Here is a 25,399-nt window from a genome sequence, read left to right on the forward strand (position 1 = left end):
AAAAAGGCTACTCGAAAGAGTGGCCTTTTTTGTATCTGTTGAAAAAGTCCTTTCGCAACAATGATCTGTCACTGTGTAGCAAGCCGTTTGGGGGATCACCCATGCGCCAGGTTCAGACTATGCTCAATCGCAGGCTGAAGCCTTCACGACTGATGTCGCGCCGTCCCCGCTGCCCGGTGATAGGCGTTAATATTTGTGATTATTTTTTTCTACAGGGATTGGTAACTTGGCTGGATACCCCCATCCTGTCGCGCACAATCCAAGAGGTGATTGATGCGCGCCAACTCGTCTGATTCACAAGACACTGTCACAGCGACACAACCGATCAAGGCTGAGCGTCTGCGCCTGCTTGATCTGCTGAGCAAGTACCGTCAACCCATTGGCCTGGCGGTCACCCTGCTGTTGTTCGCGATTGCGCTGATTGCCTGTCGTCACCTGTTGAGCGAACTCGACCTTTACGCGCTGCACGATTCGATTCTTGAAGTTCCAAAACCTGCCTTGATGGGTGCGCTGGCCGCAACGGTGGTGGGCTTCATCATTCTGCTCGGCTACGAGTGGTCGGCCAGCCGCTATGCCGGCGTGAACCTGGCACCCCGCACGCTGGCAATGGGCGGCTTCACGGCCTTTGCCATTGGCAACGCCATCGGTCTCTCCATGTTGTCTGGCGGTTCGGTTCGCTATCGCCTCTATGCCCGTCATGGTGTGGGAGCGGCTGAAGTCGCTCGCATGACACTGTTCGCCAGCCTCTCGCTGGGTTGCGCCCTGCCGCCGCTGGCCGCCCTGGCGACGCTCAGCGACCTGCCGGCCGCCTCCACCGCCTTGGGGATCTCCGAGACGTTGCTGGGCGTGGTGGCAAGCGCCGTGCTCATGCTGTTTTCGGTGCTGGCTATTGGCATCTACCGTCGGCGGCTGCCGGAACAGCCTTATCCGGACAACCTGCTGGTCAAGGTCGGGCGCCGCACCTTGCGCTTGCCCGGGACTCGCCTGACATTCCTGCAATTGATCATCACCGCGCTGGACGTAGCCGCCGCCGCGACCGTGCTCTATCTGTTGCTGCCGGAAACGCCGCCCTTCGGTGCGTTCCTTCTGGTTTACCTGCTGGCCCTGGCCGCCGGCGTGCTCAGCCATGTGCCGGGCGGTGTCGGGGTGTTCGAGGCGATTTTGCTGGCGGCGTTTTCCGACACCCTGGGCGCTGCGCCACTGGCAGCCGCCCTGCTGCTTTATCGCCTGATCTACGTGGTCCTGCCCTTGCTGGTGGCCTGCCTGCTGTTGCTGATCAACGAAGGTCAGCGCCTGTTCCAGACACGCCAGACACTGCGCGCGGCCTCAGGCCTGGCGGCTCCGATACTGGCGGTGCTGGTATTCCTGTCCGGTGTTGTCCTGCTGTTCTCCGGGGCCACCCCGGAAATCGATACCCGCCTGGAACACATCGGTTTTCTGATCCCCCATCGACTGGTCGATGCGTCGCACTTTGGCGCCAGCCTGGTCGGTGTTCTTTGCCTGTTGCTGGCCCAGGGACTGCGCCGCCGGTTGTCGGCCGCGTGGATGCTGACCACCATTCTGTTGCTGGTCGGCGCCCTGCTCTCACTGCTTAAAGGCTTCGACTGGGAAGAAGCGAGCCTGATGGTGCTGACGGCGAGCCTGCTCGGGGTGTTCCGCCGCTCCTTCTATCGCCCCAGCCGCCTGACCGAAGTACCGTTCTCGCCGCTGTACCTGGTGGCCAGCCTGTGTGTGCTCGGTGCGTCGATCTGGTTGCTGCTGTTCGCCTATCAGGACGTTCCGTACAGCCACCAGCTCTGGTGGCAGTTCACCCTGGACGCCGACGCCCCTCGCGGTCTGCGTTCGCTGCTCGGGGCTGCCGTATTGCTGGTGGTAGTGTCGCTGACCTGGTTGCTGCGCACCGCGCGTCCGGTCATTCATCTGCCGACGTCCGAGGAGCTCGAGCGCGCCAGCAAGATCCTCATGGCCTCGGCCCAACCGGATGGCGGCCTGGCACTGACCGGGGACAAGGCGCTGCTGTTCCACCCCAATGACGAAGCGTTCCTGATGTACGCCCGCCGTGGCCGCAGCCTGGTGGCGTTGTATGACCCGATCGGCCCGGGCCAGCAACGGGCGGAAATGATCTGGCAGTTCCGCGACCTGTGCGACATCCACCACGCCCGCCCTGTGTTCTATCAGGTGCGCGCAGAGAACCTGCCGTACTACATGGACATCGGCCTGACCGCGATCAAGCTCGGCGAAGAAGCCCGGGTCGATCTCAAGCGCTTTGATCTCGAAGCGAAGGGCAAGGAGATGAAGGACCTGCGCTACACCTGGAACCGCGGTACCCGCGACGGCCTGTCGCTGGAAATCTTTGAGCCGGGCCACGCGCCGATGGATGAGCTCAAGGTGATTTCCGATGCCTGGCTGACCGGCAAGAACGTCCGGGAGAAAGGTTTTTCGCTGGGTCGTTTCAGCGATGACTACCTCAAGTATTTCCGCATCGCGGTGATTCGTTTCGAAGGACGCCCGGTCGCGTTCGCCAACTTGCTCGAGACCTACGGCCACGACCTGGCCAGTCTCGACCTGATGCGCGCGCATCCGGACGCCCCGAAGCTGACCATGGAGTTCATGATGGTCGGCCTGATCCAGCATTATAAAAATCATGGATACGCGCGTTTCAGCCTGGGCATGGTGCCGTTGTCGGGGTTGCAACCCCGTCGCGGTGCACCCTTGACCCAGCGCCTGGGCTCGATGGTATTCCGCCGTGGTGAGCAGCTGTACAACTTCCAAGGCTTGCGCCGCTTCAAAGACAAGTTCCAGCCTGATTGGGAACCCCGTTATATGGCCGTGCCCGCCGGACTCGATCCGCTGGTTGCGCTGGCCGACACTGCCGCCCTGATCGCGGGCGGCTTGACCGGATTGGTGAAACGCTGATGATTCAACGCTCCTTGCGGTATGTATTGGGCACGCTGGTGATAGTGGCCCTGGTTCTCGGTGGCGGTTACTGGTACCTCAAACGCCCGGCGCCGGAACCGACCCTCGAATCGCTCAACCCGGCCGATGGTGCGGCGATGACCCGCGTCATCCCCGGCACTACGCCTCGCGCCCAGGTGCTGGTGGCGGTCAACGAAGACCAGAAACTCAGCGACAAGCAGTTGATGACCCTGAGCCGCAGTGGCGCGGCGCAAATTGTCCAGGTGATCCTGCCCAAGGACTGCCTGCTGCAAAGCCGCGCCCTGCAATCGGGCCTGAGAGAGCTGAAGGGCCCGGCGACCCTGGTCAGCGGTATCGGCCCAGGTGCCGTGCTGGCCTGGCGCTGGCTGTCCGAGCAGAAAAATGACACGGCACAGGCCGTCTCGGTCGACCTGGCCCTGGAAAAAGGCGGCTGCACCCACCTGCTGCCGAAAAGCGCCGCTCACGGCCATTGGCTGGTCGCGTGGAACGACAACCCGGACGACACCAGTGCCGGCTTCGTGCGGGATCAACCGAACGCCGAAACCAGCATCAGCGACTACGACATCAACCTGCCGCAAGTGCTGAACAACGAACTGCGCAAGATCCTCGTCGGTGGCGACAAGGCCGCTGGCGGCCTGCAGATCCCGGTGGTCGAAGTGCCCGCCGGCCAGGCCAGGGACACTGTGACCCTGTTCCTGTCCGGTGACGGCGGCTGGCGCGACCTTGACCGCGATGTGGCGGGCGAAATGGCCAAGATCGGCTACCCGGTGGTCGGCATCGATACCCTGCGCTACTACTGGCAGCACAAGAGCCCGGAGCAAAGCGCGCTGGACCTGGCTGAACTGATGCAGCACTACCGGCAAAAATGGGGCACCAAGCGCTTCATCCTGACCGGTTACTCGTTCGGCGCCGATGTCCTGCCGGCGATCTACAACCGCCTGGCCGAATCCGAGCAGCAACGCGTCGACGCGATCATCCTGCTGGCCTTTGCCCGTACCGGCAGCTTCGAGATCGAAGTCGAAGGCTGGCTCGGCAACGCCGGCAAAGAAGCCGCCACCGGCCCGGAAATGGCCAAGCTGCCAGCCGCCAAGGTGGTGTGCATCTACGGTGAAGAAGAAACCGACGAGAGCGGCTGCACCGACAAGACGGCGGTGGGCGAAGCCATCAAGCTGCCGGGCGGCCACCACTTCGACGAGAACTACCCGGCGCTGGCCAAGCGTCTGGTGGATGTGATCGAGAAGCGGCAGCCCAAGGAAACGGCTGCCATAGAGTGATCTGAGCCAGCCGAAAAAAAGCCCCCGCCATCTCACGATAGCGGGGGCTTTTTCATTCCAGCAACACCACCAATCCCTGTAGGAGCGAGCTCGCTCGCGATGGTCGTCAACGATAACGCTGGCTGCCTGAATATCCGCGGTGAACTCAGGTTTTTCGTCGGAACGCCGCCCGGAGCAAGCTCGCTCCTACAGGATCAGGTTTACATCTCCACCTGCGTACCCAGCTCAATCACCCGGTTCAGCGGCAGATTGAAGAAGCGCAGGTTGCCGTTGGCGTTCTGCAACATGAACGCAAACAGTGCCTCACGCCAGCGCGACATGCCTTCGAGCTTGGAGGCGATGACCGTTTCGCGGCTGAGGAAGTACGTGGTGCGCATCGGACTGAAGTTCAGTTCATCGAGATGACACAGTTTCAAGGCCTTCGGCACGTCCGGCTCGTCGGTGAAACCGAAGTGCAGGATCACCCGGAAGAAACCTTCGCCATAGGCATCGACTTCGAACCGTCGTGATGGCGGCACCCGCGGGATGTCTTCGTACACCACCGTCAGCAGCACCACTTGCTCGTGCAACACCTGGTTATGCAGCAGGTTGTGCAACAGCGCGTGGGGCACAGCATCCGGACGCGCGGTGAGGAACACGGCGGTGCCCTGCACGCGATGCGGCGGTTGTACGGCAATACTGCTGATGAAAATCGGCAGTGGCAATCCGCCTTCATCGATGCGCTCGACCAGCAACTGCTTGCCGCGTTTCCAGGTGGTCATCAGCACAAACAGGGCGAAACCGGCGATCACCGGGAATGCACCGCCCTGAACGATTTTCGGCACGTTGGCGGCGAAGTACACGCCGTCTACCAACAGGAAACCCAACAGGACCGGCACCACAAGCACCGGTGGCCATTTCCACAGCAGCAGGATCACCGCGGACACCAGGATGCTGGTCATCAGCATGGTCCCGGTCACGGCCACGCCGTAGGCCGAGGCCAGGGCTCCGGAGGATTCGAAACCCAGCACCAACAGCACCACGCCGACCATCAGCGCCCAGTTCACCGCGCCGATGTAGATCTGGCCTTGCTCGGCGCTGGAGGTGTGCCGGATATGCATGCGCGGAATGTAACCGAGCTGGATCGCCTGACGGGTCAGGGAGAACGCACCGGAAATCACCGCTTGCGAAGCAATTACCGTGGCCATGGTCGACAAGCCGACCAGCGGAATCAAGGCCCAGCTTGGCGCCAGCAGATAGAACGGGTTGCGCGCGGCCTCCGGATCACCCAGTAACAATGCCCCCTGGCCGAAGTAGTTCAGCACCAGCGCTGGCAACACCAGGATGAACCAGGCGCGGGCGATCGGCTTGCGACCGAAGTGGCCCATGTCCGCGTACAGCGCTTCGGCACCGGTCAGTGCGAGCACAACGGCACCGAGAATCGAAACGCCCATGCCCGGATGGACCATGAAGAAACGTACACCCCATACCGGGTTCATCGCCTGCAGGACTTCCGGATGCTGGCTGATGCCATAGACGCCCAATGCACCCAGCACGAGGAACCAGGTGACCATGATCGGCCCGAACAGAATGCCGATGCGCGCGGTACCGTGACTCTGGATCAGGAACAGCGCGACCAGCACCACCAGCGATATCGGCACCACCCAGTGGTCGATGCCGTCGAATGCCAGGCCCAGGCCTTCAATCGCCGACAGTACGGAGATCGCCGGGGTGATCATGCTGTCGCCATAGAACAACGCCGCGCCGATCAGCCCGCAGACCACCAGCAACGTACGCAACCTGGCGTGCCCCGCTGCCGCCCGCCGGGCCAGAGCGGTCAAGGCCATGATCCCGCCTTCGCCCTGGTTGTCGGCGCGCAGCACGAACATCATGTACTTGATCGACACGACCCAGATCAGCGACCAGAAAATGAGTGCCAGAATCCCCAACACCCCGTCGTGGTTGACCGGCACGCCATAGCCTCCGGAAAACACTTCTTTAAGGGTGTACAACGGACTGGTGCCGATATCGCCATAAACCACCCCGACTGCCGCGACCAGCATGCCGATCGGCTTGACCGCCGAATGCTCGGCGCCCGCAGTCTGACTACTTGCCTGACCCATCCACCACTCCTACTACCCAGACTCGGGCTTCTTTGAAAGAAGCACTATGCTTTGTCGTGCAGCATGCGCTGTTTTACTTCACGTTACAGACGTTTTGTTGACTGTAAAAAAACAGTAAAGCGTAACGGCGCGAAGCATAGCGCAGCACTCGTCGTATTTCCCTGCATAAAGCTGGTCAAGTGCGCTTACCATCGCTAGAATTGCGCACTTTTTGATCAGAGGCGCCAAATAAGCGCCCGTCCGTCGTCTTGCCGCACTCGGCACGAGGCGTCACAAAATACCGAGGTTAGACATGTCCACCACTCCTGCGTCAGCCAATCCAAAGGTTGGCTTCGTATCCCTGGGCTGCCCCAAAGCACTGGTCGACTCCGAGCGCATCCTTACCCAGCTGCGCATGGAAGGCTATGACGTCGTGTCCACCTACCAGGACGCCGACGTCGTGGTGGTCAACACCTGCGGCTTCATCGATTCGGCCAAGGCCGAGTCCCTGGAAGTGATCGGCGAAGCCATCAAGGAAAACGGCAAGGTCATCGTGACCGGCTGCATGGGCGTCGAAGAAGGCAACATCCGCGACGTGCACCCGAGCGTGCTGGCCGTGACCGGTCCGCAGCAGTACGAGCAAGTGGTCAACGCCGTGCACGAAGTCGTGCCGCCACGCCAGGATCACAACCCGCTGATCGACCTGGTGCCGCCACAAGGCATCAAGCTGACTCCGCGCCACTACGCCTACCTGAAGATTTCCGAAGGCTGCAACCACAGCTGCAGCTTCTGCATCATCCCGTCGATGCGCGGCAAGCTGGTCAGCCGTCCGGTGGGCGACGTGCTCGACGAAGCCCAGCGCCTGGTCAAGTCCGGCGTCAAAGAGCTGCTGGTGATCTCCCAGGACACCAGCGCCTACGGCGTCGACATGAAATACCGCACCGGTTTCTGGAACGGCGCGCCGGTGAAAACCCGCATGACCGAACTCTGCGAAGCCCTGAGCACCCTCGGTGTCTGGGTGCGCCTGCACTACGTTTACCCGTACCCGCACGTTGACGAGCTGATCCCGCTGATGGCCGCCGGCAAGATCCTGCCGTACCTGGACATCCCGTTCCAGCACGCCAGCCCGAAAGTGCTCAAGTCGATGAAACGCCCGGCCTTCGAAGACAAGACCCTGGCGCGCATCAAGAACTGGCGCGAAATCTGCCCGGACCTGATCATCCGTTCGACCTTCATCGTCGGCTTCCCCGGCGAAACCGAAGAAGACTTCCAGTACCTGTTGAACTGGCTGACCGAAGCCCAGCTCGACCGCGTCGGCTGCTTCCAGTACTCGCCGGTAGACGGCGCTCCGGCCAATGACCTGGACCTGGAAGTCGTCCCGGACGACGTCAAGCAGGACCGTTGGGAGCGCTTCATGGCGCACCAGCAGGCCATCAGTTCGGCGCGCCTGCAAATGCGCATCGGCCGCGAGATCGAAGTGCTGGTCGATGAAGTCGACGAGCAAGGTGCGGTGGGCCGCTGCTTCTTCGACGCCCCGGAAATCGACGGCAACGTATTCATCGACAACGGCAGCAATCTCAAGCCGGGCGACAAGGTCTGGTGCAAAGTGACCGACGCCGACGAATACGACCTGTGGGCTGAACAGATCTAAACGCAAAAAATACGCAAAGCCCCGCCCTCTTGACGAGATGCGGGGCTTTTTTACGGCTATCGTTTGAGATTGGACGGATTCACATCACTCACGCACCAGAGGCAGACAGGCATGCGTCAGCATTCGGTCATCCACACGCCGAAACTCGGCGACTACGAAGAGTTGACCCGGGTCTGGGAGGCCTCGGTACGCGCCACCCATGACTTCCTGCCCGACAGTTACATCGAACTGCTGAAAACCCTGGTGCTGACCCGTTACCTCGACGCAGTGATGCTGATCTGCACCAAGGATGCGAACCAACGCATCACCGGGTTCGCCGGCGTCGCCGCCGGCAAGGTCGAAATGCTCTTCATCGACCCTGAGCACCGCGGCCAGGGCCTGGGCAAAAAATTGTTGCGCTATGCCCTCGAACACCTGAACGCCGACGAACTGGACGTCAACGAACAGAACCCGCAAGCCCTCGGCTTTTACTTCAAGCAGGGTTTCGAAGTGATTGGCCGCTCGGAAGTCGATGGCATGGGCCAGCCGTATCCGTTGCTGCACATGCGTTTGCGCCAAAACCAAAAGCTTTCACAACAGGGCTGACACAACGCAGAACCAATGTGGGAGCGGGCTTGCTCGCGAAGACGGACTTACATTCAACATCGATGCTGTCCGGCAAACCGCTTTCGCGAGCAAGCCCGCTCCCACAAAAAAAAACCTGCGGCAAAATGGTTCCGGGATTAACCGGCGCCAGGCAGGTACAATGCCCACCCCCTTTTTGTTACGGCCCTGACATGACTGACCCGATTCGTCTCTCCAAACGCCTCATCGAACTCGTCGGCTGTTCCCGTCGGGAGGCTGAGCTGTTCATCGAGGGCGGCTGGGTCACCGTCGACGGCGAGGTCATCGACGAGCCGCAATTCAAGGTCGGCAACCAGAAAGTCGAACTTGATCCAGAGGCCAAGGCCACTGCGCCGGAACCTGTGACCCTGCTGCTCAATGTGCCCGCCGGCATGGACGCAGACACCGCCATGGCCACCCTCGGCGCCGAGACCCTGAGCGAAGAACACCGCTACGGCAAGCGCCCGTTGCGCGGGCACTTCCTGCGATTGACCGCCAGCACCGACCTGCAGGCCAACGCCAGCGGTCTGCTGGTGTTCACCCAGGACTGGAAAATCCTGCGCAAACTTACCGCCGACTCCAGCAAGATCGAGCAGGAGTATGTGGTCGAGGTTGAGGGCGAGATGGTGGCTCACGGCCTCAACCGCCTGAATCATGGCCTGACCTACAAGGGCAAGGAGTTGCCGGCGGTCAAGGCCAGCTGGCAGAACGAAAACCGCCTGCGCTTCGCCATGAAGAACCCGCAACCGGGCATCATCGCCCAGCTGTGCCAGGCCGTCGGCCTGAAGGTCGTCGCCATCCGCCGCATACGCATCGGCGGCGTGTCCATCGGCAAAGTGCCCGTGGGGCAATGGCGCTACTTGTCCGGCAAAGAGAAGTTCTAAGGCTTCCCGCGCCGCCACACCTTTCGGCGCCGCTGTTTTCGGCGGCGCCCATAGCTGAATTACCAGGACTGCACACATGATTCATAACGACGTACTGCGCAGCGTGCGCTACATGCTCGACATCAGCGACAAGAAAGTCATCGAGATCATCAAGCTCGGCGGCCTGGACGTGACCCTGCCGGACCTGGTGACCTACCTCGACAAGAAAGAGGAAGACGAGGAAGGTTTCGTACGCTGCCCGGACGAAGTCATGGCGCATTTCCTCGACGGCCTGGTGATCTTCAAGCGCGGCAAGGACGAAAGCCGTCCGCCGCAGCCGATCGAAGTGCCCGTGACCAACAACATCATCCTGAAAAAGCTGCGGGTGGCGTTCGAGCTCAAGGAAGACGACATGCACGCGATCCTCAAGGCCGCCGAGTTCCCGGTGTCCAAGCCTGAGTTGAGCGCGCTGTTCCGCAAGTTCGGCCACACCAATTATCGCCCGTGCGGCGACCAGTTGCTGCGCAACTTCCTCAAGGGGCTGACCCTGCGCGTGCGCCCGCAGTAAACCGTTCCCTGTAGGAGCGAGCTCGCTCGCGATGGATTCGAAAACGCCGCGATTATCCAGCAAGCACGCGTTATCGTTATCGACCATCGCGAGCAAGCTCGCTCCTACAGGGCCGAATGGCCTTCCATTCCGCGCAAAAATAGTGGCTCCGCTTCTAGCGGCTGACGGCTAGGGTGTAAAGACCTCAGTTCTCAGGATTCGCCATGCATCCCTACTTTTCCCTGCAAGGCCGCACCGCCCTGGTGACCGGCGGCACCCGTGGTATCGGCAAGATGATAGCCAAGGCCTACGTCGAGGCAGGCGCAACCGTGTACGTCTGTGCCCGCGATGCCGAAGCCTGCCAGCAAACCGCCGACGAGCTCGGAGCGCTTGGACGCTGCCACGCCATGGCGGCCAACCTCGCCACCGAAGAGGGTGTCCTGCAACTGGCCACACGCCTGGGCGAGCAGATCACCCACCTGGACATTCTGGTGAACAATGCTGGCACCACCTGGGGCGCACCGCTGGAGAGCTACCCGGTCAAGGGCTGGGAAAAAGTCATGCAGCTCAACGTGACGTCCGTCTTCAACTGCATCCAGCAATTCCTGCCGCTGCTGCGCAAGGCCGGTTCCGAAGCGAATCCGGCGCGGATCATCAACATTGGTTCGGTGGCGGGGATTTCCTCATTCGGCGAACAGGCGTATGCCTACGGGCCGAGCAAGGCTGCGCTACATCAACTGTCGAGGATCCTGGCGCGCGAACTGGTGAGCCAGCACATCAACGTCAACGTGATCGCCCCGGGGCGCTTTCCCAGCAAGATGACCCAGCACATTGGCAATGATGAACAGGCGCTGGCGCAGGATACGGCGTTGATCCCGATGAAGCGCTGGGGTCGCGAAGAAGAGATGGCGGCGTTGGCGATCAGCCTGGCGAGCACTGCCGGAGCCTATATGACTGGAAATATTATTCCTCTGGATGGCGGATTCAGCCTGTAGATCGGCGGTGCGGCTTTCGCGAGCAGGCTCGCTCCCACAGAGTTTGAGTACGCCACAAGACCTGTGGGAGCGAGCCTGCTCGCGAAGACGCCGGGACAGGCGCCACCCGGCTTGAGACCCATCGGGTTATCATGCCCACCCTCTTCCCCGTCTCGACCCAAAACCATGACCTACAGCGTTTCCCCCATCGGCTTCGTGCGCTCCTGCTTCAAGGAGAAGTTCGCCATTCCGCGCCAGCCGCAACTGGCCCCGGCCGCCCGTGGGGTGCTGGAACTTGTGGCACCGTTCGATCAAGGGGACGCGGTACAGGGCCTGGAGCAGGTCAGCCACGTGTGGCTGCTGTTCCTGTTCCACCAGGCCCTGGAGGAAAAGCCGCGCTTGAAGGTCCGCCCTCCTCGCCTCGGCGGCAATAAATCCATGGGCGTGTTTGCCACCCGCGCAACCCATCGCCCCAATGGTATCGGGCAGTCCGTGGTGAAACTGGACAAGGTAGAAGCCAACCGCCTGTGGATCTCGGGTATCGATCTGCTCGATGGCACGCCGGTTCTCGATATCAAACCCTACGTGCCCTACGCCGACATCATCGATACCGCCGCCAACAGCATCGCCAGCGCCGCGCCGCAGTTGATTCCCGTGCAGTGGAAGGACTCGGCGTTGCAACAGGCTCACGGGCACGCTCAGCGCCTTGAGGAACCCTTGGTGGAGCTAATCGAGCAGTGTTTGGCGCAGGATCCGCGCCCGGCCTATCAAACGCCTGCACCCGAGCGCGAATATGGCGCGCAGTTCTGGGATCTGGATGTGCGTTGGCATTACCCGACACCAGAGCTGATCCGCGTCCTGGAAGTCATTCCCGCGAAAGGTTGAATGCCAGAAACGAAAAAGCCCGCATGACCTTTTCAGGTCATGCGGGCTTTTTAGATGCACTGCAAATCTTCTGTATCTGTAGGAGCGAGCATGCTCGCGAAAAACCTGAGAACGCCGCGGGGTATCAAGCTTCCCGCGTTATCGTTGACGGCCATCGCGAGCAATCGAGCGTCGACCGGCTGCTCCTACAGGTGACCTGCGGTCACTTCTCGACGAAGGCACGCTCGATCAGGTAATCACCCGGCTCGCGCATCCGCGGCGAAACTTTCAGGCCGAAGCTGTTGAGCACTTCGCTGGTCTCGTCGAGCATGCTCGGGCTGCCGCACAGCATGGCGCGGTCGTCCTGCGGGTTGATCGGTGGCAGGCCGATGTCGCTGAACAGCTTGCCGCTGCGCATCAGGTCGGTCAGGCGACCTTCGTTTTCAAACGGCTCACGGGTCACGGTCGGGTAATAGATCAACTTGTCACGCAGCGCTTCGCCGAAGAATTCGTTCTGCGGCAGGTGCTCGGTGATGAATTCGCGGTAAGCGACTTCGTTGACGTAACGCACGCCGTGGCACAGGATCACTTTTTCGAAACGCTCGTAGGTTTCCGGGTCCTGGATGACGCTCATGAACGGCGCCAGACCGGTACCGGTGCTGAGCAGGTACAAATGTTTGCCAGGCTTCAAGTCATCCAGTACCAGCGTGCCGGTAGGCTTCTTGCTGATGATGATCTCGTCGCCTTCCTTCAGATGCTGCAACTGCGAAGTCAGCGGACCATCAGGTACCTTGATGCTGAAGAACTCGAGATGCTCTTCCCAGTTCGGGCTGGCAATCGAGTAAGCGCGCATAAGCGGGCGGCCGTTGGGCTGTTGCAGGCCGATCATCACGAACTGACCGTTCTCGAAGCGCAGGCCCGGATCACGGGTGCACTTGAAGCTGAACAGAGTGTCGTTCCAGTGGTGAACACTGAGGACACGCTCGTGGTTCATGTTGCTCATGTACGTGGGACTCCTGGAGATTTTGCCTGCGCCGATGATGTGCGCAATTGCATCGCATTCTAAAGGCAGAGACAATATCTGTTAAATGGATTATTAAGATAAGGGTTATCGGTTATATCGATATGCGATTTACTCTCCGTCAACTTCAAGTATTCGTCGCCGTCGCCCAGCAGGAAAGCGTATCCCGTGCTGCGGGCCTGCTCAACCTCTCGCAATCGGCGGCGAGCACCTCGATCACCGAGCTGGAGCGCCAGTGCAGCTGCCAGCTGTTCGACCGCGCCGGCAAACGCCTGAGCCTGAACGCGCTCGGCAAACAGCTGCTGCCCCAGGCGGTGGCCTTGCTGGACCAGGCCAAGGAAATCGAAGACCTGCTCAATGGCAAGTCCGGTTTCGGCTCGCTGGCCGTGGGCGCGACCCTGACCATCGGCAATTACCTGGCCACCCTGCTGATCGGCAGCTTCATGCAGCGCCATCCGGAAAGCCAGGTGAAGCTGCACGTGCAGAACACTGCCAATATTGTGCAACAAGTGGCCCACTACGAAATTGATCTGGGTCTGATCGAAGGTGACTGCAGCCACCCGGACATCGAAGTGCAAAGCTGGGTCGAAGACGAACTGGTGGTGTTTTGCGCCCCTCAGCATCCGCTGGCCAAGCGCGGCACGGCCACCATGGAGGAGTTGAGCCACGAAGCGTGGATCCTGCGCGAACAAGGCTCCGGTACACGGCTGACCTTCGATCAAGCCATGCGCCATCACCGCACTTCCCTGAATATCCGCCTGGAGCTTGAGCACACCGAAGCGATCAAGCGCGCGGTGGAATCAGGCTTGGGGATTGGCTGCATTTCCAGACTGGCTTTGCGCGACGCGTTCCGCCGGGGCAGCCTGATGCCTGTCGAGACGCCGGATCTGGATCTGGCGCGACAGTTTTATTTCATCTGGCATAAACAGAAGTATCAGACCTCGGCGATGCGCGAGTTCCTCGACCTGTGCCGCGCCTTCACCGCCGGGGTCCAGCGCAGCGACGAGATCGTGCTGCCAACGATCGCCTAGAGCAGAATCACCGCCCATACCAGGGCAATCATGCTCAATGCCACGAACTGGGCGGCACTGCCCATGTCCTTGGCATTCTTGGACAGCGGGTGCCGCTCAAGGGAAATGCGGTCGATGGCCGCTTCCACTGCCGAATTGAGCAGCTCGACGATCAACGCCAACAGGCATACGGCGATCAACACTGCCCGTTCGACCCGGCTGACATTCAGGAAGAACGACAAGGGAATCAGGACGACGTTGAGCAACACCAGTTGCCGAAAGGCGGCTTCACCGGTAAAGGCTGCGCGCAGGCCGTCCAGCGAATAACCGGAGGCATTGAGGATTCGTTTCAGGCCGGTCTGGCCTTTGAAAGGTGACATAGAGTGGGCAACTGACAAAAAAGAAGTGGGAAAGCTAGTTCAACCAAAGTCAAAAAAGCGTGAAGTTGCCAGCCATTAATGGCTGGAAATTGACTCAAGTTGTTGCAAGAGCAGCGCGGCCTGGGTCCGGGTCCGTACATTCAGTTTACGGAAAATCGCGGTGACGTGCGCCTTGATCGTCGCCTCGGAAACACCCAGTTCATAGGCGATCTGCTTGTTCAGCAAACCTTCGCAGACCATGGTCAACACCCGGAACTGCTGCGGTGTCAGGCTGGCAAGGCCTTCGCTGGCCGCCTTGGCCTCTTCTGAGACGCTGACCGCTTCGAACGCCTGCGGTGGCCAGAACACATCACCATCAAGGACCGCCCGCACGGCTTTCTGGATCACACCCAGGTCGCTGGATTTGGGAATGAAGCCGCTGGCGCCGAACTCACGTGACTTGACCATCACCGAGGCTTCTTCCTGAGCCGAAACCATCACCACCGGAATCTGCGGGTACTGACCGCGCAGCAGGACCAGCCCGGAAAAACCGTAGGCTCCCGGCATGTTCAGGTCCAGCAGCACCAGATCCCAGTCGGATTTTTCCGTCAGGCGCACTTCCAGCTCGGCGATGCTCGCCACTTCCACCAGGCGGACATCCGGGCCAAGACCCAGGGTCAGCGCTTGATGCAAGGCACTACGAAAAAGTGGGTGGTCATCGGCAATCAGGATTTCGTATGTGGCCATTTTTCAAATGATCCTGTTTTTCATGGGACGCCCGCTGCATTCGGACTTCGCCAAAGCAACTCAAGGCACAGCCACGGAGCTGCACTTACAAGGCACGCTCAACGCAAAAAACGCGTTGCAAATTCTGGCCGTACCCTAATCGGCGCCAAGCATGCCCAGCGAAGCCGGGGTGGTCAAGCCGCAGGGCTGGTACACTTTATTGCAATATCCGCGACAATCAGCCCGGCGATGGCGCGACCGGCTGGACATAGGGCATCAACTCGGCGTGTGCCGGGGTCGAAACGTTCATGTCCAACTGATGTTTGGCGTCGAGGTAATGCTGGCTGAATACATCAAAGTAGGCATCCAGCGCCGAGGCTGCGGCGACATCGCCTGCCAGGTCGAGGCACAGCGCCGCGACTTCTGCCGTGCACAGATGCTCGCTGCGGGTCGAACGGCGCAACCGGTAGCGCGAGAGTTTCTCGGGCAGCAGGCTGAGGATCGGCAATCGATCGAAATAGGGGCTCTTGCGAAAGATCTTCCGCGCTTCGGTCCAGGTCGCATCCAGCAGAATGAACAACGGGCGCTTCGTGCCATCGACATCCACGCTGTTTGTCACACGCTCAGGCTCGACGTACTCCCCCGGAAACACCAGATAAGGTTGCCATTGCGGGTCGGACAACAGCGCCAGCAACTTCGGATCGACCTCCGTGCGGGACCAGATGAAGGCATGGTTGTCCGGGACCACGTCGGCGATCAGCCAGCCGGTGTTGCTCGGCTTGAACACTTCCTTGTTGGTCATGATCAGGCACACGCCGGAGCGGGTAGCGACCTGCGGGCGCCATGCGCACAGGCAGTGACTCTCGATGACCCGGCAATCACGGCAACGCGGCGCGCGCCAGCCGCGGGCCTGAATCGGCTTGATGCCCTCCTCCTCGCGCTGATCGCGCAGGCGGGCCACGGCATTCAAGGCAAAGCGCGCGGGGGTGTGGCTCATAGCGGGCAACGCCCGCAGAGAAGGGAAATCGACACGAAAGACACTCGACAGGGTAAAAAGTGCCAGCAGTTTAACAGACCGCCCGGCGCAAGCCTGTACCGTCCAGCCTGCCTCCCCTATAATTCGCCGCCACTGAACGCACAGTCACGTGACGGGTCAAACCCCCATCACTGAACCAGGAGAGTTTCATGCTGCGCCTTATCGTTCCTACCGCGGCCATTTTGCTGGCGTCGTCCTTCAACGCCCAGGCCGCGTCCCTGAAAGACACGGAACTGAACAAAATGCTGCAAAACGTCGCCACCCAGAGCAGCGTCGGCACTCCACGAGCGATCAACGAAGACATTCTCGATCAAGGCTACACCGTTGAAGGCAAACAGCTGATCAACCATCTGAGCGTGCAGAGCAGCCATGCCGACAAGATGCGTGCCGACCCGAAAGCGGTGTACTTCCAGCTGGGAGCTTCTGTCTGCAGGAACGAAGGGTTTCGCAAGCTGATGGCCAAGGGCGCGATCATGCGTTACGACTTCACCGAGGTGAAGACCAACCGCCCGGTCGGCTCTGCAAGCTTCCAGGAATCGGATTGCCTGCAACCGGCCAAGAAGAAAAAGTGATCACCTGGAATTGGCGCGCCGCTGTTCATCTTCGGCGCGCAATTCCGCCAGCAGCGCCTGCAAGTAATGCGAACGGCGTTCACCACCACGCAAACGCCGGCAGCACTCCTCTTCGAGACTCACATGATTGGTCTCGGCTGACGACTTCAGCAATCGATACAGTTGCGTATCGATCTCCAGAACGACTCTGGCCATGGCTTCCCGCCTCCCTGCACTTCACGCTTGTTTGAGCGATAAATCCTTGAACCGCCTGGACCTTGCGCCATGCCATTGACGCAAAGTTGTCGTGTGACACCTGTAACTTAGTAAATCAGAGTGCGGCACATGCGACGTACGTTCGGACGAGCGGTGAAACCACCTTGCATATCGTCAATAAGCGGTTGCCAGGAAAGACTTTGTGGCGCAATGATCAAGGCAGCGCAAATCACAGTGAAGGTCTAGATTTCAGGTTATCCACGTTCACTTTTTCAGGGCTGGAAAGGGGCTGCCCGTCGTTTGCCGTAGTGTGCGAATGTTTCTTTCATCCAAGGGAATAACAGAACCTGTTTGGATGACCCGATGTTTTTCGGGTCAAGTAGATCGCCCAGGCATGGGCCGGGGCAGACAGCGACACAGGAAGTGTCGTGGCACCGACGCAAGTTGTCGGGCCGAGGGTTCTGTGCAGAAGGAGAAGTTGAATGCCTTACCAACCGAATGACCTCCTGAGCCGTCATTTTGAAGAAAGCGGCCACGACCTCATCAGCAAGGTCGAAGAACAGCTCAAGCTGATTTCACCCAACAGCCCGAACATCCCGATCTACCGCGACATGATCCTGACCGTGCTACGCATGGCCCAGGAAGACCACAACCGCTGGAATGCCAAGATCACCCTGCAAGCCCTGCGCGAACTGGAACAGGCTTTCCGCGTGCTCGAACAGTTCAAGGGGCGGCGCAAGGTCACTGTCTTCGGCTCGGCCCGCACCCCCATGGAACATCCGCTCTACAGCATGGCCCGGGAACTCGGCGCCGCGCTGGCGCGTTCGGACATGATGGTGATCACTGGCGCCGGTGGCGGCATCATGGCCGCCGCCCATGAGGGTGCTGGACTGGCAAACAGCCTGGGGTTCAACATCACCCTGCCCTTCGAACAGCATGCCAACCCCACAGTCGACGGCACGACCAACCTGCTGCCCTTCCACTTCTTCTTCACCCGCAAACTGTTCTTCGTCAAGGAAGCCGATGCCCTGGTGTTGTGCCCGGGTGGCTTCGGTACCCTGGATGAAGCGCTCGAAGTACTGACGCTGATCCAGACCGGCAAAAGCCCCTTGGTACCCGTGGTGCTGCTCGACGCGCCGGGCGGCAAATTCTGGCAAGGCGCACTGGACTTCATTCACCAGCAACTGGAGGAAAACCACTACATCCTGCCCACTGACATGAAGCTGGTGAAACTGGTCTACAACGTCGAAGAAGCGGTCGAGCACATCAACCAGTTCTACGGCAACTTCCACTCCAGTCGCTGGCTCAAGCACCAGTTCCTGATTCGCATGAATCATGCACTCAGCGACCATGCACTTGAACACATACAGGTGGCTTTCGCCGACCTGTGTCTGAACGATCATTTCCATCAACATGCTTACAGCGGAGAAGAACACGAAGAAGCCGAATTCAGGCACCTGGCGCGGCTGGTCTTCAACTTCAACGCCCGCAATCATGGCCGCCTGCGCGAGCTTGTGGACTACATCAACCTGCCGGATAACTGGGCACAATCAAAACCCCAGGTACAGCAACGCACGCGGGAGCCATCAAAGGTTACGTGAGGCATAAAAAACGGCCCGCTATCGAAATAGCGGGCCGTTTCAGTTCAATCATCCATCCCGCGACCGCTGAACAGGCGGTTGATCATTTCCATGGAATATCCCCGATACGCCAGGAACCGGCCTTGTTTGGCCCGCTCCCGGACGTCTGCAGGCAATTGCCCGGAGAACTTGCGTCGCCAGGTATCGGCCAGTTGCTCCTGCCAGTCGATACCGCTCTCACGCAGGGCGAGTTCAATATCGGTGCGCTGCAGGCCACGCTGGCTCAATTCTTCGCGAATGCGCAAAGGGCCATAACCGGAACGGGCGCGGTAGGAAACGAAACTTTCGAGATAACGGGTTTCCGACAACAACCCCTCTTCCGTCAACCGGTCGAGTGCTGTTTCGATCATTTCAGGGAGGGCGCCGCGCTGACGCAGTTTACGCGTCAGCTCGACACGACCGTGCTCGCGTCGTGCGAGCAGGTCCATTGCGGTTCGCCGCACAGCGACGAGTGTATCGAGTACGGCGGTCATCGCTTCGATCAGATGTCAGCGTCGGCCAGATCGTCTTCGGTCTCTTTGACCGCAGAAGCTTTGGCGTCCGCAACCGATGCAGGCGACAGCAGCTTGTCACGTAATTGCTTCTCCAGCTTTGCCGCGACTTCCGGGTTATCCGCCAGGAACTTGGCCGAGTTGGCCTTGCCCTGACCGATCTTGGTGCCTTCATAGGCATACCAGGCGCCGGACTTCTCAACGAAACCGTGCAGAACCCCCAGGTCGATCATCTCACCGTTGAGGTAGATGCCCTTGCCGTAAAGAATCTGGAACTCGGCCTGACGGAACGGCGAAGCCACCTTGTTCTTCACAACCTTGACGCGGGTTTCGCTACCAACGACTTCATCACCTTCTTTCACCGCGCCAGTACGACGGATGTCCAGACGAACCGATGCGTAGAACTTCAGTGCGTTACCACCGGTGGTGGTTTCCGGGCTACCGAACATCACGCCGATTTTCATACGGATCTGGTTGATGAAGATCACCAGGCAGTTGGCGTTCTTGATGTTACCGGTAATTTTACGCAGGGCCTGGGACATGAGACGAGCTTGCAGGCCCACGTGCATGTCACCCATTTCGCCTTCGATTTCAGCCTTTGGCACCAGGGCGGCCACGGAGTCGACGATGATCACGTCTACCGCGTTGGAACGCACCAGCATGTCGGTGATTTCCAGGGCCTGCTCGCCGGTGTCCGGCTGGGAAACCAGCAGGTCGTCAACGTTGACGCCCAGCTTGCCGGCGTACTCAGGGTCGAGGGCGTGTTCGGCGTCGACGAATGCGCAGGTCGCGCCGGCTTTTTGAGCCTGGGCGATCACGGACAAGGTCAGCGTGGTTTTACCGGAAGACTCAGGACCGTAGATTTCAACAATACGGCCTTTTGGCAGGCCGCCGATGCCGAGAGCGATGTCCAGACCCAGAGAGCCAGTGGAGATGGCCGGGATCGCCTGACGGTCCTGATCGCCCATACGCATTACGGCACCCTTGCCGAATTGACGTTCGATCTGACCCAGGGCCGCAGCCAAGGCTTTCTTCTTGTTGTCGTCCATTAAAGTCCTCACGTAATCAATAAGGCCTGACGGCCAACACCTGTATAAGTAGCCAGTATTATTCCACAGCGTTTGAGGATCGCCTACCCCTGATTTGCGATTTCTGCCGCGGCATACCGCAGCAGCCCCTCTAGCGCGGCCTTCACCGTTTGTCGGCGCACCTCGTCGCGGTCACCTGGGAAGTGTTGCAGCTCGCTGAACACTCGCTCGCCAACGCCCCAGGCCAGCCATACCGTGCCCACAGGCTTGCTCCGCGAACCGCCGTCCGGCCCGGCCACGCCACTGACTGCCACGGAAAAGTACGCGCGACTTTTCTCTTGCGCGCCCCTGGCCATCGCTTCGACGACCTCGCGACTGACCGCCCCCACCTCGGTGAACAGCTCCACCGGGACATCCAGTTGCAGGTTCTTCTGCAGATTGGAATACGTGACATAACCGGCCTCGAACCACGCCGAGCTGCCGGGAATACGGGTGATCGCCTCGGCGATCCCGCCTCCGGTACAGGACTCGGCCGTGGAAACATGGGCATTGAGAATCTGCAATTGCCTGCCAAGGTCAGCGGCGAGCTGGGTGATTACTTTCACGGTCATCTCCTGATGGGGCGGGATGGGTTAACCGTACACGAGCAGACCGCACTTGCAAGCGACAGGACCGATCAAAATGTAAAGAACCAGAGGCTCTGGAAAAGGCCTGTCGAGGGAATCAATCTTCCACGTCACCGGGCGGAACATGAGTGATCCCCATGCGCTTGGCTGCCCAACGCTCATATAGCCCTAAAACTACGTCTGTCCCGGCCATCGCCGTTAAACAACCAACCGCACAGGCAGCCCAAATGGAAACATTGGCGGCGTGCAACAGCATGATGACCGAGGCGCCGCAAATCATGCTGGAGCCAGACCGCAGGCTCAGGCGCAGGATAAGGGGCCAGCCCCGAACACCCTCTTTATCGGCACGCCACATTTCACCGGTAACGCCACCGAGTATTGGCAGGACAATGACCAGCCAAAGAGGCACGTCCAGCAACGCATATTGCTCAGCGGTCATTTCATGCCTCCTTGAGTGAACGGCCACTCCACGCTCTTGCATAGATAGGCAATCAGACTATGCATTTCAGCATATAAAATCAATGCATTTACGCATAACAAAAGCAACCCAATGCGTTCAGCACACGAAAAAAAACCCGCTTGGGGAGCGGGTTTTATCCGAAAGTACAGGTATTAGCGGGCGTACATACCCCACCAGAAGACATGTCCGAGGATAACTATCGGCTCTCCCTGGATTTCCTGAAAGCTGTAATCTTCGTCCGGATGTTCGTCGCGGTTGAAGCTGCGCAGGCGAATCCCGGTTGGCAGGCGATAAAGCTGCTTCACCCGCAATTGGCCGTTGTGATTGATTGCATATAGGTCGCCGTCAACGATATCGCCGATGCCGCACTTGCCGGCATTGACCCCGACCGTGGCGCCATCGCGCAGTACCGGCAACATGCTGTTGCCCCGCACCGTCACGCACTTTGCCTGGTCGAACTGCACGCCATTATGGCGCAGGCTACGCTTGCCGAAGCGCAGACTAGAGCGCTCGCTTTCTTCAATGACGAATCTTCCCGATCCTGCGGCCAATTCAACCTCGCGAAGAAAGGGGACCGACACCTCGTCGTCATCGACAGGGGTATCGTCATCCCACAGACTTATATCCTTGAGTTCCGAATGCACAGGAGTGCGCCCGGCATTGGCGGCAGGCGCGACATCCGCGCGGCCACGCAACTGGTCGGTGCTCACCGAGAAATACTCGGCGATCTTCGAAATATGCTTATCCGAAGGATCGACGATTTTCCCGCTGAGAATGCGCGAGAGCGTGGATTGAGGCACGCCGGTACGACGGTGAAGCTCCGTGGGGGAGATCCCGTGCTGATCGAGCAATGCTCTCAAGACAGTAGATACGTTGCGTTTTTGCATAACGCGCATAGTGCTTGTTCTTTTCGAAGAAGACAAATGCCAAATTGCATAATCGATGCATAACATGATTTTTGCATCGTAAAAGATGTCACCCGGCCGTGGCGCCTGCGTCGGGTGGACCGCCCATGGTAACCTTGCGTCCATCGCGGAAAAGCCCGGCCATTGCCCCGCTTTTGCCCCACCTCTTTCAACGAGCTTCCTGACAATCCGATGAATAAAGCCGTCTCCGACCTGTCCTCCCACACCCCGATGATGCAGCAGTACTGGCGCCTGAAAAACCAGCATCCGGACCAGCTGATGTTCTACCGCATGGGCGACTTCTACGAGATCTTCTATGAGGATGCGAAGAAGGCCGCCAAATTGCTGGACATCACCCTGACCGCCCGTGGGCAGTCGGCCGGGCAGGCGATTCCGATGTGCGGGATTCCCTACCATGCCGCCGAGGGTTACCTGGCAAAACTGGTGAAGCTGGGCGAATCGGTGGTGATCTGCGAGCAGGTCGGCGACCCGGCCACCAGCAAAGGGCCGGTGGAGCGCCAGGTCGTGCGCATCATCACGCCGGGGACGGTGAGTGACGAGGCGCTGCTCGACGAGCGCCGCGACAACCTGATCGCCGCCGTCCTGGGTGATGAGCGCCTGTTCGGCCTGGCCGTGCTGGACATCACCAGCGGCAACTTCAGCGTGCTGGAAATCAAGGGTTGGGAAAACCTGCTGGCGGAACTGGAGCGGGTCAATCCGGTAGAGCTGCTGATTCCGGATGACTGGCCCAAGGATCTGCCGGCGGAAAAACGCCGCGGTGTGCGCCGCCGTGCGCCGTGGGATTTCGAGCGCGATTCGGCACTCAAAAGCCTGTGCCAGCAATTCGCGACCCAGGATCTCAAGGGATTTGGCTGCGAAAACCTGACCCTGGCGATCGGCGCCGCCGGTTGCCTGCTGGCCTACGCCAAGGAAACCCAGCGCACCGCCCTGCCCCATTTGCGCAGCCTGCGTCATGAGCGCCTGGACGACACCGTGGTGCTCGATGGCGCCAGCCGTCGCAACCTGGAGCTCGACACCAACCTGGCCGGGGGCCGCGACAATACCCTGCAATCGGTGGTGGACCGTTGCCAGACCGCCATGGGCAGCCGCCTGCTGACCCGCTGGCTGAATCGCCCGTTACGCGATTTGACCGTGTTGCTGGCGCGCCAGACCTCAATCACCTGCCTGCTCGACGGTTACCGCTTCGAAAGACTGCAACCGCAGCTCAAGGAAATCGGCGACATCGAGCGGATTCTTGCGCGTATCGGCCTGCGCAATGCCCGTCCGCGCGACCTCGCCCGCCTGCGTGACGCCCTCGGCGCACTGCCCGAACTGCAAGTGGCGATGACGGAGCTTGAAGCGCCGCACCTCCAGCAACTCGCCACCATCACCAGCACCTACCCGGAGCTGGCGGCCCTGCTGGAAAAGGCCATCATCGACAACCCGCCTGCAGTCATTCGTGACGGTGGCGTGCTGAAAACCGGTTATGACAGCGAACTCGACGAACTGCAGTCGCTCAGTGAAAACGCCGGACAATTCCTGATCGACCTCGAGGCGCGGGAAAAGGCCCGTACCGGCCTGTCGCACCTGAAGGTCGGTTACAACCGCATCCACGGCTACTTCATCGAACTGCCTAGCAAGCAGGCGGAATCGGCACCGGCCGACTATATTCGCCGCCAGACGCTCAAAGGTGCCGAGCGTTTCATTACGCCGGAACTCAAGGCGTTCGAAGACAAGGCATTGTCGGCCAAGAGCCGCGCCCTGGCCCGCGAGAAGATGCTTTACGAAGCCCTGCTCGAAGACCTGATCGCCCAGCTGCCACCGTTGCAGGACACCGCAGGTGCCCTGGCCGAACTGGATGTCTTGAGCAACCTGGCCGAGCGTGCACTGAACCTCGACCTGAACTGCCCGCGCTTCGTCAGCGAACCGTGCATGCGCATCAGCCAGGGACGTCACCCGGTGGTCGAGCAAGTGCTGACCACACCGTTCGTGGCCAACGACCTGAGCCTGGACGACAATACCCGCATGCTGGTGATCACCGGCCCGAACATGGGCGGTAAATCCACCTATATGCGTCAGACCGCCTTGATCGTGCTCCTGGCGCACATCGGCAGCTTCGTGCCGGCGGCCAGCTGCGAATTGTCCTTGGTCGACCGCATTTTCACCCGGATCGGCTCCAGCGATGACCTGGCCGGCGGGCGTTCGACCTTCATGGTGGAAATGAGCGAAACCGCGAACATCCTGCACAATGCCACCGAGCGCAGCCTGGTACTGATGGACGAGGTCGGTCGCGGCACCAGCACCTTCGACGGTCTGTCCCTGGCATGGGCGGCGGCCGAGCGCCTGGCGCACCTGCGTGCCTACACGCTGTTCGCCACCCACTACTTTGAACTGACCGTCCTGCCGGAAGCCCAGCCGCTGGTGGCCAACGTGCACCTCAATGCCACCGAGCACAACGAACGCATCGTGTTCCTGCACCACGTGCTGCCCGGGCCCGCCAGCCAGAGCTACGGCCTGGCGGTGGCACAGCTGGCCGGCGTACCAAGTGAAGTGATCGTGCGTGCTCGCGAGCATTTGAGCCGCCTGGAAGACACCGCCCTGCCCCATGAGGTGCCTGTACCTGCCAAAGGCAAACCGGCTGCGCCGCTGCAGAGCGATCTGTTTGCCAGCCTGCCGCACCCGGTGCTGGAGGAACTGGCCAAACTCGATCTGGACGACATGACACCACGTCGTGCTCTCGAAATGCTCTATACACTAAAGACACGGATCTAACGCAGCGGCTTGCAAGCTGTTAGAATCTCGCGCGGTTTGGGATGCTGCTGGCTAATAGCCTGGCCAGCAGACTATCGCTCCCGAACCTGGCGACCCCTACGAGAAGGGGCGCAGCAAGCCGCGCCTGAGGAGAAAATTAGAAATGACCTTCGTCGTCACCGACAACTGCATCAAGTGCAAGTACACCGACTGCGTAGAAGTCTGTCCGGTGGACTGCTTTTACGAAGGCCCGAATTTCCTGGTGATCCACCCGGATGAGTGCATCGATTGCGCGCTGTGCGAACCTGAATGCCCGGCCGTGGCTATCTTCTCCGAAGATGAAGTTCCGGCCGGCATGGAAAACTTCATCGAGCTGAACGCTGAGTTGGCCGATATCTGGCCGAACATCACCGAACGCAAGGACCCGCTGCCCGATTCCGCAGAATGGGATGGCAAGCCAGGCAAGATTGAACAGCTGGAACGCTGATCACCCCCGCGTTCCCGAAAAAGGCCCCACAAGGGCCTTTTTGCTTTTCTGCAGACAAAAAAAGGGGCGGTTTGACCCGCCCGCATTTTTTCCCTATTCCCTGTGTTCCTTTTCATCGTCCTGATGAATCGCTTCCTGCGATGTCCTTTCCCCTCATCCTTGAAGGGCGTGTCTGTCCGTCGACACAACCTGAATATTAGAGTTTTCCGCTCCGGGATCAATCGCCCACCGGGGCGAAACCTAACTGTCACACACCATCAACATTAAAAAATAACCTTGAAAATCATAAAGATATGAT

General features: G+C 60.0%; 26 protein-coding genes. 15 read left to right on the forward strand and 11 right to left on the reverse strand.

Features of this window, described 5'->3' with window-relative positions; all coding sequences use genetic code 11:
* From ACLD1X_RS02215 to ACLD1X_RS02225, 3 genes are all read left to right on the forward strand, one after another.
* Positions 1 to 293 (forward strand): hypothetical protein (locus ACLD1X_RS02215; protein WP_429365932.1); only part of this gene is annotated, 293 nt, incomplete at its 5' end.
* Positions 274 to 2,916 (forward strand): bifunctional lysylphosphatidylglycerol flippase/synthetase MprF, encoded by a 2,643-nt coding sequence (mprF, locus tag ACLD1X_RS02220; RefSeq protein ID WP_429365933.1) that lies wholly within the window; start codon positions 274 to 276, stop codon positions 2,914 to 2,916. The genes ACLD1X_RS02215 and mprF, both read left to right, overlap by 20 nt.
* Complete coding sequence (locus tag ACLD1X_RS02225) at positions 2,916 to 4,211, forward strand: AcvB/VirJ family lysyl-phosphatidylglycerol hydrolase (protein WP_429365934.1); 1,296 nt, start codon at positions 2,916 to 2,918, stop codon at positions 4,209 to 4,211. The genes mprF and ACLD1X_RS02225 overlap by 1 nt, the downstream gene beginning before the upstream one ends.
* 200 nt (positions 4,212 to 4,411) lie before the next feature.
* Here the strand turns inward: ACLD1X_RS02225 and ACLD1X_RS02230 are convergent, their stop codons facing one another.
* Positions 4,412 to 6,313, reverse strand: a complete 1,902-nt coding sequence (locus tag ACLD1X_RS02230; RefSeq protein ID WP_429365935.1) for a potassium transporter Kup — start codon at positions 6,311 to 6,313, stop codon at positions 4,412 to 4,414.
* Positions 6,314 to 6,605: 292 nt separating this feature from the next.
* Between ACLD1X_RS02230 and rimO the strand changes: the two genes are divergently transcribed.
* The 6 genes from rimO to tsaA all read left to right on the forward strand — a co-directional run bounded on the left by rimO (position 6,606) and on the right by tsaA (position 11,815).
* Entirely contained in the window at positions 6,606 to 7,943 is a 1,338-nt protein-coding gene (rimO, locus tag ACLD1X_RS02235) for a 30S ribosomal protein S12 methylthiotransferase RimO (RefSeq protein WP_429365936.1), read from the forward strand.
* 111 nt (positions 7,944 to 8,054) lie between these two features.
* On the forward strand, positions 8,055 to 8,528 hold the full coding sequence (locus ACLD1X_RS02240) for a GNAT family N-acetyltransferase (protein ID WP_429365937.1): 474 nt from the start codon (positions 8,055 to 8,057) through the stop codon (positions 8,526 to 8,528).
* Positions 8,529 to 8,719: 191 nt separating this feature from the next.
* Complete coding sequence (locus ACLD1X_RS02245; protein WP_429365938.1) at positions 8,720 to 9,430, forward strand: rRNA pseudouridine synthase; 711 nt, start codon at positions 8,720 to 8,722, stop codon at positions 9,428 to 9,430.
* A 76-nt stretch (positions 9,431 to 9,506) separates the two neighbouring features.
* The gene (locus ACLD1X_RS02250; RefSeq protein WP_429365939.1) at positions 9,507 to 9,977 is read left to right on the forward strand and encodes a DUF1456 family protein; all 471 of its coding nucleotides are present in this window, start codon (positions 9,507 to 9,509) and stop codon (positions 9,975 to 9,977) included.
* Positions 9,978 to 10,180: 203 nt separating this feature from the next.
* Positions 10,181 to 10,951, forward strand: a complete 771-nt coding sequence (locus ACLD1X_RS02255) for an SDR family oxidoreductase (protein WP_429365940.1) — start codon at positions 10,181 to 10,183, stop codon at positions 10,949 to 10,951.
* A 165-nt stretch (positions 10,952 to 11,116) separates the two neighbouring features.
* Positions 11,117 to 11,815 carry a tRNA (N6-threonylcarbamoyladenosine(37)-N6)-methyltransferase TrmO gene (gene tsaA / locus ACLD1X_RS02260; protein ID WP_429365941.1) on the forward strand — a complete coding sequence of 233 codons (699 nt, stop codon included), beginning with the start codon at positions 11,117 to 11,119 and terminating at the stop codon, positions 11,813 to 11,815.
* Between the two features lie 202 nt (positions 11,816 to 12,017).
* Here tsaA and fpr read toward each other — a convergent pair whose 3' ends face one another.
* Positions 12,018 to 12,797 carry a ferredoxin-NADP reductase gene (fpr, locus tag ACLD1X_RS02265; protein ID WP_003443014.1) on the reverse strand — a complete coding sequence of 260 codons (780 nt, stop codon included), beginning with the start codon at positions 12,795 to 12,797 and terminating at the stop codon, positions 12,018 to 12,020.
* A 122-nt stretch (positions 12,798 to 12,919) separates the two neighbouring features.
* On the opposite strand from fpr, the gene ACLD1X_RS02270 reads away from it, so the two are divergent.
* Positions 12,920 to 13,846, forward strand: coding sequence for a LysR family transcriptional regulator (locus tag ACLD1X_RS02270; protein WP_429365942.1), 927 nt, complete (start codon positions 12,920 to 12,922; stop codon positions 13,844 to 13,846).
* Here the strand turns inward: ACLD1X_RS02270 and ACLD1X_RS02275 are convergent.
* Both ACLD1X_RS02275 and erdR read right to left on the reverse strand, forming a co-directional pair.
* Entirely contained in the window at positions 13,843 to 14,205 is a 363-nt protein-coding gene (locus ACLD1X_RS02275; RefSeq protein WP_429365943.1) for a diacylglycerol kinase, read from the reverse strand. The genes ACLD1X_RS02270 and ACLD1X_RS02275 overlap by 4 nt on opposite strands.
* A gap of 75 nt (positions 14,206 to 14,280) precedes the next feature.
* Complete coding sequence (gene erdR, locus ACLD1X_RS02280; protein ID WP_429365944.1) at positions 14,281 to 14,931, reverse strand: response regulator transcription factor ErdR; 651 nt, start codon at positions 14,929 to 14,931, stop codon at positions 14,281 to 14,283.
* Between erdR and ACLD1X_RS02285 the strand changes: the two genes are divergently transcribed.
* A complete protein-coding gene (locus ACLD1X_RS02285) occupies positions 14,924 to 15,070 on the forward strand; it encodes a hypothetical protein (protein ID WP_429365945.1) in 147 nt (48 codons plus the stop codon). The two genes, erdR and ACLD1X_RS02285, sit on opposite strands and share 8 nt — an antisense overlap.
* A gap of 78 nt (positions 15,071 to 15,148) precedes the next feature.
* On the opposite strand, the gene ACLD1X_RS02290 is transcribed toward ACLD1X_RS02285, so the two are convergent.
* A complete protein-coding gene (locus ACLD1X_RS02290) occupies positions 15,149 to 15,907 on the reverse strand; it encodes a tRNA-uridine aminocarboxypropyltransferase (RefSeq protein WP_429365946.1) in 759 nt (252 codons plus the stop codon).
* A gap of 188 nt (positions 15,908 to 16,095) precedes the next feature.
* On the opposite strand from ACLD1X_RS02290, the gene ACLD1X_RS02295 reads away from it, so the two are divergent.
* The gene (locus ACLD1X_RS02295) at positions 16,096 to 16,518 is read left to right on the forward strand and encodes a quorum-sensing-regulated virulence factor family protein (RefSeq protein ID WP_007990204.1); all 423 of its coding nucleotides are present in this window, start codon (positions 16,096 to 16,098) and stop codon (positions 16,516 to 16,518) included.
* On the opposite strand, the gene ACLD1X_RS02300 is transcribed toward ACLD1X_RS02295, so the two are convergent.
* A complete protein-coding gene (locus ACLD1X_RS02300; protein WP_429365947.1) occupies positions 16,519 to 16,713 on the reverse strand; it encodes a hypothetical protein in 195 nt (64 codons plus the stop codon). It lies immediately after the preceding gene.
* 482 nt (positions 16,714 to 17,195) lie between these two features.
* Between ACLD1X_RS02300 and ACLD1X_RS02305 the strand changes: the two genes are divergently transcribed.
* Complete coding sequence (locus ACLD1X_RS02305) at positions 17,196 to 18,314, forward strand: TIGR00730 family Rossman fold protein (RefSeq protein ID WP_429365948.1); 1,119 nt, start codon at positions 17,196 to 17,198, stop codon at positions 18,312 to 18,314.
* 44 nt (positions 18,315 to 18,358) lie between these two features.
* Here ACLD1X_RS02305 and recX read toward each other — a convergent pair whose 3' ends face one another.
* The 5 genes from recX to ACLD1X_RS02330 form a co-directional block, all read right to left on the reverse strand.
* Entirely contained in the window at positions 18,359 to 18,826 is a 468-nt protein-coding gene (recX, locus tag ACLD1X_RS02310) for a recombination regulator RecX (protein WP_095965054.1), read from the reverse strand.
* An 8-nt stretch (positions 18,827 to 18,834) separates the two neighbouring features.
* Positions 18,835 to 19,893, reverse strand: coding sequence for a recombinase RecA (gene recA / locus ACLD1X_RS02315; RefSeq protein WP_007996915.1), 1,059 nt, complete (start codon positions 19,891 to 19,893; stop codon positions 18,835 to 18,837).
* Positions 19,894 to 19,976: 83 nt separating this feature from the next.
* Positions 19,977 to 20,477: a CinA family protein gene (locus ACLD1X_RS02320; RefSeq protein WP_429365949.1), complete on the reverse strand. Its 501-nt coding sequence runs from the start codon at positions 20,475 to 20,477 to the stop codon at positions 19,977 to 19,979.
* Positions 20,478 to 20,595: 118 nt separating this feature from the next.
* Positions 20,596 to 20,937 carry a phage holin family protein gene (locus ACLD1X_RS02325; protein WP_429365950.1) on the reverse strand — a complete coding sequence of 114 codons (342 nt, stop codon included), beginning with the start codon at positions 20,935 to 20,937 and terminating at the stop codon, positions 20,596 to 20,598.
* A 173-nt stretch (positions 20,938 to 21,110) separates the two neighbouring features.
* A complete protein-coding gene (locus ACLD1X_RS02330; protein WP_429366205.1) occupies positions 21,111 to 21,845 on the reverse strand; it encodes a LexA family transcriptional regulator in 735 nt (244 codons plus the stop codon).
* 210 nt (positions 21,846 to 22,055) lie between these two features.
* Here ACLD1X_RS02330 and mutS point away from each other — a divergent pair, with 210 nt between their 5' ends.
* Together mutS and fdxA are read left to right on the forward strand one after the other, a co-directional pair.
* A complete protein-coding gene (gene mutS / locus ACLD1X_RS02335) occupies positions 22,056 to 24,635 on the forward strand; it encodes a DNA mismatch repair protein MutS (RefSeq protein ID WP_429365951.1) in 2,580 nt (859 codons plus the stop codon).
* A 142-nt stretch (positions 24,636 to 24,777) separates the two neighbouring features.
* On the forward strand, positions 24,778 to 25,101 hold the full coding sequence (fdxA, locus tag ACLD1X_RS02340; RefSeq protein ID WP_413427241.1) for a ferredoxin FdxA: 324 nt from the start codon (positions 24,778 to 24,780) through the stop codon (positions 25,099 to 25,101).
* Positions 25,102 to 25,399: the final 298 nt, after the last annotated feature.

This window comes from Pseudomonas sp. 18173, from assembly GCF_050432945.1.
Taxonomy (GTDB): domain Bacteria; phylum Pseudomonadota; class Gammaproteobacteria; order Pseudomonadales; family Pseudomonadaceae; genus Aquipseudomonas.